Origin of the sequence: Rothia sp. CCM 9418 (assembly GCF_048512825.1) — a bacterium.
Classification (GTDB): Bacteria; Actinomycetota; Actinomycetes; order Actinomycetales; family Micrococcaceae; genus Rothia.
Map to the genome: position 1 here is coordinate 58146 of NZ_JBLXXX010000005.1, position 14238 is coordinate 72383.

General features: G+C 48.0%; 12 protein-coding genes. 7 read left to right on the forward strand and 5 right to left on the reverse strand.

Going from position 1 to position 14238, the window contains the following annotated elements; translation table 11 throughout:
• Positions 1-11: 11 nt before the first annotated feature.
• Positions 12-1325 carry a M18 family aminopeptidase gene (locus ACN083_RS07795; RefSeq protein ID WP_419102277.1) on the forward strand — a complete coding sequence of 438 codons (1314 nt, stop codon included), beginning with the start codon at positions 12-14 and terminating at the stop codon, positions 1323-1325.
• Between the two features lie 34 nt (positions 1326-1359).
• On the opposite strand, the gene ACN083_RS07800 is transcribed toward ACN083_RS07795, so the two are convergent.
• Positions 1360-1923: an RBBP9/YdeN family alpha/beta hydrolase gene (locus tag ACN083_RS07800; RefSeq protein ID WP_419102278.1), complete on the reverse strand. Its 564-nt coding sequence runs from the start codon at positions 1921-1923 to the stop codon at positions 1360-1362.
• A gap of 117 nt (positions 1924-2040) precedes the next feature.
• Positions 2041-3054 (reverse strand): magnesium and cobalt transport protein CorA, encoded by a 1014-nt coding sequence (locus tag ACN083_RS07805; RefSeq protein WP_419102279.1) that lies wholly within the window; start codon positions 3052-3054, stop codon positions 2041-2043.
• A gap of 97 nt (positions 3055-3151) precedes the next feature.
• Between ACN083_RS07805 and ACN083_RS07810 the strand changes: the two genes are divergently transcribed.
• Positions 3152-4351 carry an MFS transporter gene (locus ACN083_RS07810; protein WP_419102280.1) on the forward strand — a complete coding sequence of 400 codons (1200 nt, stop codon included), beginning with the start codon at positions 3152-3154 and terminating at the stop codon, positions 4349-4351.
• Between the two features lie 75 nt (positions 4352-4426).
• Here ACN083_RS07810 and ACN083_RS07815 read toward each other — a convergent pair whose 3' ends face one another.
• Positions 4427-5719 (reverse strand): adenylosuccinate synthase, encoded by a 1293-nt coding sequence (locus tag ACN083_RS07815; RefSeq protein ID WP_419102281.1) that lies wholly within the window; start codon positions 5717-5719, stop codon positions 4427-4429.
• Between the two features lie 412 nt (positions 5720-6131).
• Here ACN083_RS07815 and ACN083_RS07820 point away from each other — a divergent pair, with 412 nt between their 5' ends.
• Positions 6132-10031, forward strand: coding sequence for a S8 family serine peptidase (locus ACN083_RS07820; protein ID WP_419102282.1), 3900 nt, complete (start codon positions 6132-6134; stop codon positions 10029-10031).
• A gap of 124 nt (positions 10032-10155) precedes the next feature.
• Here the strand turns inward: ACN083_RS07820 and ACN083_RS07825 are convergent, their stop codons facing one another.
• Entirely contained in the window at positions 10156-10653 is a 498-nt protein-coding gene (locus ACN083_RS07825; RefSeq protein WP_419102283.1) for a DUF4870 domain-containing protein, read from the reverse strand.
• 151 nt (positions 10654-10804) lie between these two features.
• On the opposite strand from ACN083_RS07825, the gene nadE reads away from it, so the two are divergent.
• Positions 10805-11629 carry an ammonia-dependent NAD(+) synthetase gene (gene nadE, locus ACN083_RS07830; protein ID WP_419102284.1) on the forward strand — a complete coding sequence of 275 codons (825 nt, stop codon included), beginning with the start codon at positions 10805-10807 and terminating at the stop codon, positions 11627-11629.
• Between the two features lie 6 nt (positions 11630-11635).
• Here nadE and ACN083_RS07835 read toward each other — a convergent pair whose 3' ends face one another.
• Positions 11636-11758, reverse strand: coding sequence for a hypothetical protein (locus ACN083_RS07835; protein ID WP_419102285.1), 123 nt, complete (start codon positions 11756-11758; stop codon positions 11636-11638).
• A 60-nt stretch (positions 11759-11818) separates the two neighbouring features.
• Here ACN083_RS07835 and ACN083_RS07840 point away from each other — a divergent pair, with 60 nt between their 5' ends.
• From ACN083_RS07840 to ACN083_RS07850, 3 genes are read left to right on the forward strand one after another with little or no spacing between them, the layout of a single operon-like run.
• The gene (locus ACN083_RS07840; RefSeq protein ID WP_419102286.1) at positions 11819-12910 is read left to right on the forward strand and encodes an ABC transporter ATP-binding protein; all 1092 of its coding nucleotides are present in this window, start codon (positions 11819-11821) and stop codon (positions 12908-12910) included.
• Entirely contained in the window at positions 12907-13581 is a 675-nt protein-coding gene (locus tag ACN083_RS07845; RefSeq protein WP_419102287.1) for an ABC transporter permease, read from the forward strand. Before ACN083_RS07840 ends, ACN083_RS07845 begins: the two co-directional genes overlap by 4 nt.
• The gene (locus tag ACN083_RS07850; protein WP_419102288.1) at positions 13578-14237 is read left to right on the forward strand and encodes an ABC transporter permease; all 660 of its coding nucleotides are present in this window, start codon (positions 13578-13580) and stop codon (positions 14235-14237) included. Before ACN083_RS07845 ends, ACN083_RS07850 begins: the two co-directional genes overlap by 4 nt.
• Position 14238 lies beyond the last annotated feature (1 nt).

The following is a 14238-nucleotide window of genomic DNA, read 5'->3' on the forward strand; positions in this document are numbered from 1 at the left end:
AGGATAGAAGCATGACTGTTGATGCTCGTACAAATATAGATGATCTTGCCCGTTTTGTTGCTGCTTCACCAACTAGCTTCCACGCCGTTGAACAAGTTGCCTCACGCCTTAAAAAAGCTGGTTTCTACGAACTCTCAGAACAAGAAAGCTGGCCAAAAAACACTGCAACAGGGCGATTCTTCGTCATCAGAGATGGCGCCATCATCGCTTGGGCTGGCGGACAAAAGACACATCTTAGCCAATACCGTATCTTAGGTGCTCACACAGACTCACCTAGCTTCAAAGTTAAGCCACAGTCTTCGATTTCAACATTAGGCTGGAATCAAGTCGGCGTTGAAGTCTACGGTGGTGCACTCCTGAACTCTTGGCTTGATAGAGAACTCCGTCTAGCTGGACGTCTAACCGTCAAAGATGGTGCCTCCACCCGAAACGTTCTCGTCTCAACTGGTGCGATGGCACGTATCCCACAGCTAGCCATACACCTTGATAGAGACGTTAACCAAGGACTCCAACTCAACAAACAACAGAACCTCTACCCCGTATGGGGAACCGACAAAACAGAGAATGATGTCCTCGGCTACCTCGTAGAACACGGCACAGAGGAAGATATCGCTACAGAAGATATCCTTGGCTACGATTTACTTTTTGCCGACTACCAACACCCTGAAACCTTTGGCGCCAACAAAGAATTCCTCGCATCTGGACGTTTAGATAACCTGTCTTCTGTGCATGCAGGATTATGCGCACTCGAACGTTACGTAACCGCTGGGTACGACGAAACAGCTGAACATACCGTCATGCTGGCAGCGTTCGATCATGAAGAAATCGGTTCAGAAACACGTTCTGGTGCTGCGGGGCCCTTCTTAGAGGACGTCATTAAACGTATTTCACAGACACGTGAAGAAACTCAGGAAGAATATTTGCGCTCTATTGCAAGCTCAGTGTGTCTATCTTCTGACGCGGGGCATCTCGTCCACCCGAACTATAGCGGACACCACGACACTCAGGTGCGACCTCAACCAGGGCACGGGCCACTTCTCAAAATCAATGCTAACCAACGGTATGCAACAGATTCCATCGGCGCCGGTATTTTTGCGTTAGCTTGCCGTCACGCAGAAGTGCCCTATCAGGAGTTTGTCTCGAATAATAATGTTCCTTGCGGAAGCACTATCGGGCCTATTACGGCAACCCGTCTAGGTATCCGAACCATCGACGTGGGAATTGGCTTGCTCTCTATGCATTCTGCTCGAGAAATGTGCCATATAGATGATATGGCATATATGACAAGAGCTATTGAAGGGTTCTATACTCTTCCAACTCTCTAACTCACACTGACCAGTTACGCCCGCATCATAGCTATTAGTTGTGCGGGCGTAACTTTTGCCCAGAGCGTTCTTCAATCAAATGTGCAAGATACGGCCACTGCCCAAACCCGTCAGGCGTATCTAAATGACCTCCATCTTTGACGAACTCTAAAGTTGTTCCCCAGCGTTGGGCAAACTCTTTGGAGCGTTCGACGGTGGTGTTGGGGTCATTGGTTGAAGCAATGATATGGAGAGGTAAGGGGAGTTTCCCGCTAGGTAATGGTGATTGGGCTTTAATGTCGGGGTATAGGGTTGCAGATTCTACATCGGCAGGAGCGACAAGAATACCACCAAGGACAGGGGCACTATGGGTTTCTTGCCCGTATTCTTCTGCCCATTGGGCGATAAGTGCACCACCACAGCTATGACCAATGAGGAATAACGGCTCTGTGATATGAGTGATGGTGTGGTGAAGTTGTTGTAACCACTGTTCTCGGATAGGGTGTGCCCAGTCGTCTTGTTCTACCGTGATGAAGTCTTGGTACGTTTCTGAGAGCCACCGGCTCCAGTGCCCCGGTGTACAGTTCATATATCCGGGAACGAGTAGAAATTTCATCATTATTCTTCCGATAGCCAGTAATACTGGAATAGTATCTTAGAGATGATGCGATATACCGTTAACGGTTCAACATCATCTTATGAAACCAGATTTTATGATATGTACAGAGCGGTTCTTTTATAACCAATCTTTACGCTTAAACAGCCCCCACAAAAACATGGATATACCAAACATTAGTGCAAGAGAAAACGGGTAACCATACTTCCAATGAAGCTCTGGCATGTTATCAAAGTTCATACCGTAGATAGCTCCGATAATCGTTGGAGCAACAAGAATTGCCGCCCACGCTGAAATTCTCTTCATATCATCGTTTTGTCGTTCTGCGACAAGGGTACTGTTGACCTCTAAAGCGTTTTGTAACGAGTTGCGTAAATCGTCAAGACGTTCATTGACAAGAATGGCGTGGTCGTGCACATCTCGGAAACGGCGAAGAATTTCTAACTGTTCTTCAGAATCATCACGGTATCGGAGCATTCTGAGCCTACCCATTAACAGGTCAAGAATTGTTGTCATAGGTTTACATGCACGTTTAAAGTCTGCAACCTCGTTGAGTAGTTCATAAATACGTTGTGAGATTTTAGAAGAATCTACATCTTCACGTGAGAAGAGACTGTCTTCAATTTCGTCGCCATCATTCTCTAAACCATCAATAACAGGGGTGTAACCATCAACTACGGCGTCAAGAATGAGGTGCATCATGTCCCATGAGCTGTCTTGCCCACCCATTTGCCCTGCAATTTGAGCGAAGAGCTGACGAATATCCTGCTCTTCTCGTAGGTAGTCTTTGATGATACTGACAAGAAAATTTGGCCCCATGAATAAGTGAATTTCACCGAGTCGAATCTCTTCTTCACGGTCACGGTACACTGCCGGTCGTAACACCAAAAAATAGCTGTCGCCATAACGGTCAATTTTGGCTCGTTGATGACCTTCCATCGAGTCTTCTACTGCGAGCTCATTCATCCCAAATTTTTCAACGAGACTTCGCATCTCTTCAACGCTGGGATCTCTCATTCCAATAAACGCTACAGACTCTGGCTGTTCACGTAATAGTGAATGCGTGTTCTCTAAAGAATCGCTACTAGTTGAAGAACCGTCGGGCAGGTTGATGGTGTTGACGAGAATAGGCATAGCAACAATCGTAAAGCTTCTGTAGATATTGTTTTGGAGTGATACGCTAGTTTGTCGGTGTTTTTGCCGACAGTTACTCCTCTGATAGAAAGAAAAGATGCAAGAGAACGTTCTTCGTATGCCCGGCATGGTTCCTATTCTTGCCACCTTTGCTGCCGTGATGAGTAGCTTATCAATACTTCTTCCGGCGTCTCCTGCATGGGTTACTGCTGGAGGTGCTGGTGCTTCTGGGGCGGGTTTAGTGACAGCTACCCTCATGGGAGTTACCGTCTTAACTCAGCTGGTTGCGGTACGCAAAATGTTAACCTATATCGGCTGGCCCGTCACAGTGTGCGCAGGCACTTTATTCATGGGCCTCCCTTCACCATTACAGGCTCTTAGCTCAGACCTATGGGTGGTTCTTTTAAGTTCTGCTTTGCGCGGTATTGGTTTTGGTATTGTGACGGTGTGCGGCTCAACAGCGTTGTCTATTCTTATTCCTAGTCACCGTCGAGGGACTGCTGTTGGCTTATATGGTTTAGCTGCCGCTATTCCGCAAGTTATTTTTACTCCTCTTGCGCCGTGGCTTATTGAGGTTCTCGGGTACGGTTTTGTGCTCAGCAGTGGACTCATCGCGGTAGTTGGTGCTCCCTTTGCATGGAAGTTAGGGCGTCTTGTAGAAGAACAGACTTCTGCTGAACCTTCTGGCGAAGGTGTAGATGGTCTTGGTCTTGTAATTCTTAGAATCTGGCCGGCTCTTTTGACCTTGACATTAATTACTGCCGCTGGCGGAGCATTCTTTACGTTTGCTACCGAGCTAGGTTATACACCGGCACTGGCAACGTTAGCGTTATTGTGTTTGACGGCGGTGGGGGTTCCAACCCGTTTATACGGTGGTTCTTTGACTGATCGCTGGGGTACACGTATTTTGATGACCCCTATTTTGGGTGCTTCTTCGGTGGGTATTGCTGGTATCGGTATTTCTGCAGGCATGGAAGAAGGTTCTTCTCGTGCCACAGTTTTTATTGTCTCCACCGTTATTTTAGGTATTGGTTATGGGTTCTTGCAGAGTGTTTCTATGGTGCGTGCCTTGGCAGATGCTGGGGCTAAAAATGGTGCTGGTGCAGCTGTTCTATGGAACTCAAACTTTGATATTGGTACGGGGTTAGGCGGTTTAGCTGTTGGTGCGATGGCACAAGTAGCTGGTTTTTCTGTTGCTTGGTGGATTTGGGCGGTACTCGTCTTAGCTGGTGCCGTGGTGATGGGATTTGGTGATATGAAGAGTTCCGCTTCGCGTCGTTCACAAGGTCGTTGTTAATATGCCAAAGGGTGGCGTGTTGTTCCCTGAGAAATGGGGAACAGCACACCACCCTTTGACGTAGTGGATGGAATATTAGTCGTTGTCGATAAGATCTCGGACGACGATGGTGTTATCGCGGTCGGGTCCAACACCGATGGCAGAGATACGGCAACCAGAAATTTCTTCAAGTTTTTCGACGTATTTGCGGGCGTTCTCGGGGAGGTCTTCGAGGGTTTTTGCTCCGGTGATGTCTTCATTCCAGCCGTCAAAATATTCGAAAATGGGTTTTGCGTGGTGGAACTCAGATTGTGTCATGGGCATTTCGTCGTGGCGTACTCCGTCGACGTCGTAGGCGACGCAGACAGGAATTTTTTCGAGACCGGTAAGCACATCCAATTTGGTGATGAACAAGTCGGTAAACCCGTTAATGCGTACAGCTTGGCGTGCGAGAACGGCATCGTACCAGCCGCAACGGCGAGGCCGTCCGGTGTTAACACCGAATTCTCCGCCGGTGGTTCGGAGGAAGTCTCCCATCTCGTCAAAGAGTTCGGTGGGGAAGGGGCCCGCACCCACACGAGTGGTGTAGGCCTTTTGGATTCCGATGACTCGTGAAATGCGGGTGGGTCCGACTCCTGAACCGACTGATGCTCCGCCGGCGGTGGGGTTTGAGGAGGTGACGAAGGGGTATGTTCCGTGGTCTACGTCGAGGAAAGTCGCTTGTCCACCTTCCATAAGGAGGGTTTTACCTTCGTCGAGTGCGTTGTTGAGTAGTTGGGTGGATTCAACAATCATGGGTTTGAGTCGGTCTGCGTATTGCATGAAGTACTCGACGATTTCTTCAACTTCTACGTGTCGGCGGTTGTAGACCTTGACGAGGAGTTCATTTTTTTGGCGGAGTGCGCCTTCAACTTTTTGACGCAAGATGGATTCGTCGAGGATGTCTTGTACGCGGATGCCGAGGCGTCCTACTTTATCCATATAGGTGGGGCCGATTCCTCGTCCGGTGGTGCCGATGGCTCGTTTGCCGAGGAAGCGTTCGGTTACCTTGTCCATGGTCTGGTGGTAGGGGGCAACGAGGTGTGCATTTGCGGAGATTTTGAGTTTTGAGGTGTCTGCTCCGCGTGCTTCGAGTCCGTCAATTTCTTCGAAGAGTGCTTCGGGGTTGATGACGACGCCGTTTCCGATGACGGGGGTTGCGTTTTCAGAGAGGATACCGGCGGGTAGGAGTTTTAGCTCGAATTTCTGACCGTTAACGACGACGGTGTGTCCGGCGTTGTTTCCTCCGTTGGGTTTGACGACGTAGTCGACTCTTCCGCCGAGGAGGTCAGTTGCTTTACCTTTACCTTCGTCGCCCCATTGAGCGCCGACGATAACTATTGCTGGCATATTGGGTCATGCTCCTTTGAGTGCTTCACCGTTCGGATTTCACGAACAGTGCGGTGTGTGCTGTCCATAGCTTAGTGGCGTTGTGATTCTCAAAGTGTTTTGAGGGTTGTTAGCTTTTTGATACGGCTCAGAAAACACACCATGTACTAGAATACAGTGATTTATTCGGCTGGCTATAGCTTTGTGGTGTAGCTGTGTGTATTCCGTGTTGATGTGATAGTCAGTTTGCTTTTGGTGTTGTGCGTTGTGGGTGGTGGTGAGATGAGGTCATTTCTACCCAAAATTCCATATTGTGGAATTACTAGGCGTTTTAATGGGCAATTAACTGTTTCTTACTTGACCTGCACCGTAATGCTAGGGAACATGAGTGTTACGTGTCACTCGCGTAATGTTGAATTCACAGGAGTTTTCTATGAAACACCACCCTTTCGGTAGGAAAGTGGCTCGCTCATGTATAGCTACTGTTGCTGGAGTCAGCATGGCAGTATCCATGCTCCCCGGCGCACAGGCAGTTATTACTGAGTCCAATAGCCAATCGCCTATCACTAACCTGAAGGATGCAGCAAACGAAGTTTTGTCTGAATCCATGAAAAAAGCTGAAGGAAAAATTGCAGCTTTTGTTCAGTTCAAAGGCCAAGGCGCATTCGAACTAACCCAGCCCGCCGAAGTTCTCAACGGCGATAAAGCGCCGGTAGAAGCTAAAGGCCGCGTGCAGTCAATTGCCTCTGCCGTTGAATCTCAAGGGCAATCTGTCGCTCAGAACTCTGATGCGACATTGCTGTACACCACTCACAACACTGTTCGTGGTGCAGCTATTCTTGGTGATGCTGAAGCTATTCGACAGCTTGCGAAGCGTAAAGACGTTGAACGCATTACTCCTATTACCCAGAAATTCCCTGCAAACTCTGTTTCTGACGTAGACACTAAAGCACTGGCTTCATGGGTTAATACCGGAAAGACTGGTAAAGACGTCACCATCGCTGTGATTGACACAGGACTTGATTACACTCACGCCGATTTTGGTGGCCCTGGAACTGAGGAAGCCTATCAAAAGGCGAAGAACTCAACGGATCTTCCTTCTACCCGTTCAGGACTATACAACCCACAGAAATTTGTGGGCGGATACGACTTTGCTGGTGATGATTACGATGCACGGAATCCTGAAACAAGCATCCCGAAACCAGATAACAACCCGCTAGACTGTAAAGCCGCTGGACATGGAACTCACGTAGCAGGTACTGCTGCTGGATACGGTGTTAACTCTGACGGCGAAACATTCCAAGGCGACTATAACAAACTCACTGCGGATGACGTCCACAATATGCAAATTGGTCCTGGCTCTGCTCCAGAAGCAAAGCTCGTGAGCCTGCGTGTATTCGGTTGTGATGGTAGCACTAACCTTACTGGCGAGGCTCTCGACCGCGTGCTTGATCCTAACGGTGATGGCAACTTTGACGATATGGCTCAAGTTGTGAACATGTCTCTTGGCGCTGACTACGGACCTGTTGATGACCCTGAAAACGCTATTGTCGAAGCTCTGACTCGTGCGGGCGTCCTTTCTGTCGTTGCTGCTGGTAATTCTGACGATATCTACTCTATTGGTGGTAACCCCGGCAACGCCCCAAGTGCTTTGACCGTTGCTAACTCGGTTGGATCTATCGCACACGGCGATAAGGTCGTTGCTACTGTTGGGTCTGATAAGCCTATGGACTTAATCGGTGACTACAGCGTCAACTTTGACTATGATGCCGCTCGACCAGAAGACCTGATGGGTGACGTCGTTATGGCACCAGCTGATAATCGCTTCGGTTGTAACGCTTTTGACGGTGTCGACTTCGCGGGCAAATGGGTATGGATTGACTGGGAAGATGAACCAGGTTCCTTCCCCTGTGGTTCTGCAACACGTTTCAACAACATTGAAGCTGCTGGCGGTAAGGGTGTTGTCCTTGCCGGCGCTGTTGAAGCAGAAAATGCTGGTATTGCTGGTAACCGTACCATTCCTGGTGTTCGTTTGAACAAGTCCAGTGCAGCAAAGGTTCGTACCGCTGCTGCTGCCGGAAACCTCAAGATTCAGGTTAACCCTGAATGGCGTGGCGCTATGCAATTCGAATCTGGCAACTTTGACACATTGAATACAAGCTCCTCTCGTGGTGACCATGGAAGCTACGGAAACGTTAAACCAGATGTTGCTGCACCTGGTACAAGCATCGTTTCCGCTGGTGTCGGGTTGGGCAACGGTTCCTTGACCATGAGCGGTACTTCTATGGCAACTCCACATGTTGCTGGCATTGCTGCACTCGTGATGGAAGCCCACAAAGACTACACTCCAGCTCAGGTTAAGAGCACTATCATGAACACCGCTACTCACGATGTTCGTGATAGTGAAGGAAACATCTATTCTGTGGAGCGTACCGGTAGCGGACGTGTCGATGCTCTAGCTGCTATCAACAACGATGTTTTGGTGTACAACGCTGACTCACCTCAGCAGGTCTCTGTCGCATTCGGTGTTGTAGAAGTTACTGAAGATACCGCAACTTTCGCGCGTAAACTTACTGTTGAAAACAAGTCCGCTTCTGAGCGCACTTTCAAGGTATCCTACGCTCCAAGCGTTGATATGCCTGGCGTAGATTTTAGTTACCCTGAATCTGTTACTGTTGGCGCAGGACAGAAAAAGACCATTGTGATTACTGCTCATATCGATCGCAATCGCATGGAAAAGACCTTTGATAAGGCAACTGTTGAAAAGCAGCTTGGCGAATACGAACGACAGTTTATTGCTACTGATTCTGGTCGTTTAGAGCTTCGTGATGCTCAAAGCCACCTTCGTGTACCACTGCACATTGCTCCGAAGCCCTCTTCCTCACTTAAAGTTGATGGAGAGAATATTGACTTCGGACGTTCCCTTGAAAAAGAACTAACTATCAGTGGTAAGAACCTTGATCTTAAGGGATACCGTGCTGGTCTTGGAGCTTTCCAGCTAGGTTACACCAGTGGACGTATTCCCACCGGTGACCTGAACGGACCTACCATGCAGTCTGCAGATTTGCAGTACGTTGGTGCTTCTTCAACTCTGCCTCAGATTCTTGCTGAAAAGGGTGACCCCAGCGAGGCCATGCTCGGTATTGGTATCTCTACTTGGGGAACATGGGATTCCTTGACCCCATCTGATGCATCGTTTGAAGTATCTATCGATACAAATAACGATGGTACTACTGACTACACCGCATACACCATGATGCCTAAGGGCTTGGACTACCCAGTGGTGGCGCTTAAAGGACCAAACGCTAGCGGAAAAGTTGAGGTTCTCGATATCCTTCCTCTCAACGGTGCTTTCGGTGACGTCGATACCAATACTATGGACAGCAACACCTTGGTTCTTCCTATCCGCCTATCTGCATTGGGTATCGACGGCTCTTCGCCAGTAACCATCAATTACCAGGTCAAAGCATTCAGCAAGTATCTTGGTAACCTTGATCCAGAAACCGGTGAAAGCCTTCCGGTTGATACGAGTGATGTCATCACCTACAACCCTGTAGCACCTGAACTATGGTTCAGCTCTGATGACTTCTTGACTCCCGTTCTTTTCAAAGCGGGCGACAAACTCCAAGCTCACCGTAACGGTACCAACAAAGACGATAAGGCGTTGTTCCTTTTCACTCATAACGCGACCGGAAACCTCTCCGGCATCAAACAGGGTGTTCACGGTGATCGTGCACAGGTTATGGCAGTATCGGCTGAAGAGCCTATCACCGCTTTTGACCCGCACTTCACTGACGTTTCCAAGACTCATCCTTTCTATCAGGAAATTTCTTGGTTAGCTCAACGCGGTATTACTCGTGGTTGGCCAGACGGTTCGTTCCGTCCATTCACTCCTGTGAATCGCGATCAGATGGCAGCGTTCTTCTACCGCATGGCAGGATCACCTCAGTACACTGCACCAAGCGTATCCCCCTTCAAGGATGTTCCTACGGATTACGTCTTCTACAAGGAAATTGCATGGATGCACGATCAGGGTATTACTCGTGGTTGGCCAGATGGAACCTTCCGCCCCATGACTCCTGTGAATCGCGATCAGATGGCAGCGTTCTTCTACCGCATGGCAGGATCACCAGAGTACACTGCACCAAGCGTTTCTGCTTTCAGTGATCTTTCCACGGATTACGTCTTCTACAAGGAGATTTCATGGATGGAAGAGCAGGGTATTACTCGCGGTTGGCCAGATGGAACCTTCCGTGCCCTGTCACCAGTGAATCGTGATCAGATGGCAGCGTTTATCTATCGTTACGATCGTGGAGTTCTCTCCGGACGCTAAAACAATCTAGTGGAATGATATTCCACTAGATAATAAGAGTCCTTGTTGTTCGTGCTGCAGCACGAACAACAAGGACTCTTTGCTTTATGGATTTTATTATGACAAGTAGAACTGATAACAGAAATTATTTAAGAACACGAATCTGTAGTGGATATTCATAAATGGTGCCTTGGCGAGCGGAAAGGGCGCCATTGATATGGAAAATCAGTAGCATAAGAGATGTAATGACCAATGTAATGAACAGTACAAAAATGGCTAATCCGAAGGTGAGAAGTGTCAGAATAATTGCCACAATATTGATGGTCATCAGAGTGAGATTAAAGTTAAAAGCGCGGGCTGCAGATGCTGAAGCGAACCGATAATCTGGGTTGTCTTGATAGATAAACCAAATGATCAGAGGAGAAAAGATGCTGAGAGTGCCGGCAGAAAGGAAAAGAAAAATAATCGGAAGAATATGTGATAAAACGGCAATGCTTCGTTCTTTATCGCTGATTTTTACACCTGAAGCATCGTAGAAATTCTCAGAATCGTGCGGTGCCTGATGCGTATAGTTGCCATAAAAATCCATGGGTGTTGTTGCGTCGGTTGGAGGTATCGGCTCCGAGGGGTGTTGATCGCTCATAGCGTTGCTCTTTCTTATCAGAATCTGAGAGTTTTCGATGATAACCATAGTAACTATCTCACCATGAGGGTGGGGGGAGCTGCAGAATAAATCATCCTTTAGGAGGATAAACCCCTATGGTTGGGATAAGCACACGAGTACGATAGGGACTATGCGCGATATACAAGCAAAAATTATTGAACAGATGGGCGTCAAACCCAGCATTAACCCTGCAGAAGAGATTCGCCAACGAGTGCAATTTCTTTGTGATTACCTCAAAGCAAGTCATACTCGGGGCTTTGTTTTAGGTATTAGCGGTGGCGTAGATTCTACCCTTGCTGGAAGACTATGCCAGCTCGCTGTCGAAAAACTAGCAGAAGAAGGAACTCCCGCAGAATTTATTGCGGTACGACTTCCATATAAGGTGCAATTTGATGAAGCTGATGCTCAACAAGCCTTAGAGTTTATTCAACCTCAGCAGAGCATCACCTATAACATTGCTCCCGCAGTAGATGGCTTTACTCAAGAGTTTGCTCATGCGTTAGGGGAGAGCTCCTCTGATTTTAATAAGGGAAATATCAAGGCTCGCTCACGCATGATCGCCCAATATGCTCTCGCCGGTCAGAAAAATCTTTTAGTAGTTGGAACAGACCATGCCGCCGAATCTATCACGGGATTTTTCACAAAGTTTGGTGATGGCGGTGCTGATATCCTTCCTTTATACGGTCTGAACAAACGTCAGAACCGCGAATTACTTAAAGAATTAGGTGCACAGAAGCGTCTGTGGGAGAAAGTACCCACTGCAGATTTGCTCGACGGAGTGCCTGGACGTGCCGATGAAGATGAACTCGGACTAAGCTACGACGATATTGATGACTACCTTGAAGGAAAAACGGTCTCTGATGCTGTAGCACAGAACCTTGAACAGCGTTTTATGCGCACTCGTCATAAGAGAACTATCCCTGTCACTATCTTTGATACGTGGTATCAAGATTAGTTAAGGCTAGTCGCGTCGAAGGCAGAACATCATCATAACGTCAAGGAGGTGGGGTTGCTCAGTAGTATCTTCAGCAACCCCACCTTTCTTGATGGGCAGGGAATAATTTTCTAGATTGTACTGTTTCACATATCAGATGATTGTTACCCTCATCTATGCGAAAACCTTCCATTGAACACAAGGACACCTGTGGGACAACTACACCACGAAACACACTCTACTCATCACCTCAAGAATGCTATTGAGTTTCGTAACGTCACCAAAAAATACGGTGAGGTTACCGCTATTAACAATCTCAATCTAAGTATTCCTGAAGGAAAAATCACGGTTTTTGTTGGCCCCTCTGGCTGCGGGAAAACTACATCATTGCGCATGATTAACCGCATGATTGAGCCAACCCAAGGAGAGATTCTTGTTCATGGCGAACCAAACCACAGCATCCGTGACTATCAGCTACGTCGTTCTATGGGATACGTGTTGCAACAGGCAGGGCTGATGCCTCATCGAACTATCGTCGATAACATTGCAACAGTTCCGCGCCTTAACGGTATGCGTCGTTCACTTGCTCGCACAAAAGCGTGTGAACTAATGGACACGGTGGGCTTAGACCGTTCTTTAGCGAAAAGATACCCTTCAGAGCTTTCTGGCGGTCAAGCGCAACGCGTTGGCGTTGCTCGTGCATTAGCAAATGATTCTTCCATCCTTTTGATGGACGAACCGTTTTCTGCTGTAGATCCGGTGGTGCGTAAAGATCTTCAAGATGAGTTATTGAGGCTTCAAAAGACCTTGAATAGAACCATTATCTTTGTAACGCATGATATTGATGAGGCAATTCTTCTTGGCGATTATATTGCTGTGTTTTCTGAGGGGGAGTTAGCGCAAGTTGGTTCTCCAGAGGAAATTCTTCGCGAACCAGCTAACGATTTTGTGGCTTCCTTTATTGGGCGTGACCGTGGCATGCGACGGTTAACCTTCGCCTCAGGAGAGGGGCTCAAAGTGTACCCTCTCGATAGTCTCAATACCCCATGGCAGCGGTGGAAACTTAACGTTGAGGACGGAAAACCCGCCGGATGGTTTATCGACAACAGACTCGTTGCAGGCGGTTCGCTGTATCGTGAAGGTGGTAACTTACGTGACGCTTTAGATTCTGTTCTTTCTTCACCTTCAGGTTGGGGCGTCGTTATTGATGATGAAGGCTACGTTAAAGGTCTTCTAAACTCTGATGATGTTCTTGACGCTACAGAGGCAGAACGTCACCGACGTTATGGGGTGAGTGTGTGAGCTGGCTGATTTCTAACAGCACTTATGTGTTACACCTGCTAGTCTTACATCTTCTTCAATCGGTGATTCCGGTTATTGCCGGAACTCTTATAGCCATTCCTTTAGCTCGTCTTGCTTTAGGTCGTCGTCGAGATGGACGTTCCACAGAAAAGAGCACTCGTTGGGGGAAGGTTCGACGTTCATCGGTCGTCAACTTTGCTGCGTTACTATATACCATTCCTTCTCTTGCGCTTTTTGTGGTGATGCCGTTGATTTTGGGCACTTCTATCACATCAGTGCTTAACGTCTACGTGGCATTGACGTTATACGTTATTGCGATGATGGTGCGTTCGGCTGTCGATGCTTTTGAATCAGTGTCTCCGATAACCCTTGAAGCTGCTACTGCTGTGGGTTATCGTCCTATATCTCGTTTCTGGTTCGTAGAATTACCACTTGCTATTCCGGTGATGATGGCTGGTTTACGTGTTGCTTTAGTATCAAATATTTCCATGGTTTCGGTGGGAGCTATTATCGGTATTCAGTCTTTAGGAACGCTATTTACCGACGGTTTACGTCGTGACTTACCAGCTGAAATTTGGACAGGAATTATTGGAACTCTTCTTTTGGCTCTCGTCTTGGACCGTTTATTAGCTAGCGCAGGCGCATTGCTGACACGGTGGAGGAAGCTATGAATATTTTTGATAAAACGTGGGCATGGTTTACTGCTGAGGGTGCGTGGACAGCTCCTGGTGGTATTTGGCAGCGCATCATTGAGCACCTGAGCTATTCGGGGATTATTCTGCTTATTGCTGCGGCTATCGCCATACCGTTAGGTTTGTGGGTCGGTCATACCGGTAAGGGAGAGTCTCTTATCGTTGGGATAACTGGCGCTTTACGTTCTTTGCCGACTCTTGGTTTGTTGACGTTATTTGCGTTGTGGCTTGGTATTGGTTTTACTGCTCCGGCGTTGGCTCTGATTCTTCTTGCGTTGGCTCCTCTACTGGCGGGAACCTATGCCGGTATTTCTTCTGTGGACGCTACAACAGTGGACGCTGCTCGTGCCCAAGGTCTTACAGAATGGCAGATTCTGTGGCGGGTTGAGGTGCCACTAGCATTACCCGTAATTTTTGGTGGTATTCGTAACGCCACGTTGCAGGTAATCGCTACGGTTACGGTGATGGCTTATATCAATCTTGGCGGGTTAGGGCGATACCTCATTGATGGTTTAGCTGTTCGAGATTACACCCGTATGGTTGCCGCCGTAGTTCTTGTTGCTGCCTTAGCGTTTCTTGTCGATATTCTGTTGAGCTTGGTGCAACGGCTCGTTACTTCTTCTCATATTCGTTAGG

Bases quoted from the DNA above. Each gene is read 5' to 3' on its own strand.
- nadE (WP_419102284.1), top strand. From the start codon at position 10,805: ATGCGCGATATACAAGCAAAAATTATTGAACAGATGGGCGTCAAACCC.
- ACN083_RS07820 (WP_419102282.1), top strand. From the start codon at position 6,132: ATGAAACACCACCCTTTCGGTAGGAAAGTGGCTCGCTCATGTATAGCT.
- ACN083_RS07825 (WP_419102283.1), bottom strand. From the start codon at position 10,653: ATGAGCGATCAACACCCCTCGGAGCCGATACCTCCAACCGACGCAACA.
- ACN083_RS07815 (WP_419102281.1), bottom strand. From the start codon at position 5,719: ATGCCAGCAATAGTTATCGTCGGCGCTCAATGGGGCGACGAAGGTAAA.
- ACN083_RS07800 (WP_419102278.1), bottom strand. From the start codon at position 1,923: ATGATGAAATTTCTACTCGTTCCCGGATATATGAACTGTACACCGGGG.
- ACN083_RS07795 (WP_419102277.1), top strand. From the start codon at position 12: ATGACTGTTGATGCTCGTACAAATATAGATGATCTTGCCCGTTTTGTT.
- ACN083_RS07850 (WP_419102288.1), top strand. From the start codon at position 13,578: ATGAATATTTTTGATAAAACGTGGGCATGGTTTACTGCTGAGGGTGCG.
- ACN083_RS07810 (WP_419102280.1), top strand. From the start codon at position 3,152: ATGCAAGAGAACGTTCTTCGTATGCCCGGCATGGTTCCTATTCTTGCC.
- ACN083_RS07805 (WP_419102279.1), bottom strand. From the start codon at position 3,054: ATGCCTATTCTCGTCAACACCATCAACCTGCCCGACGGTTCTTCAACT.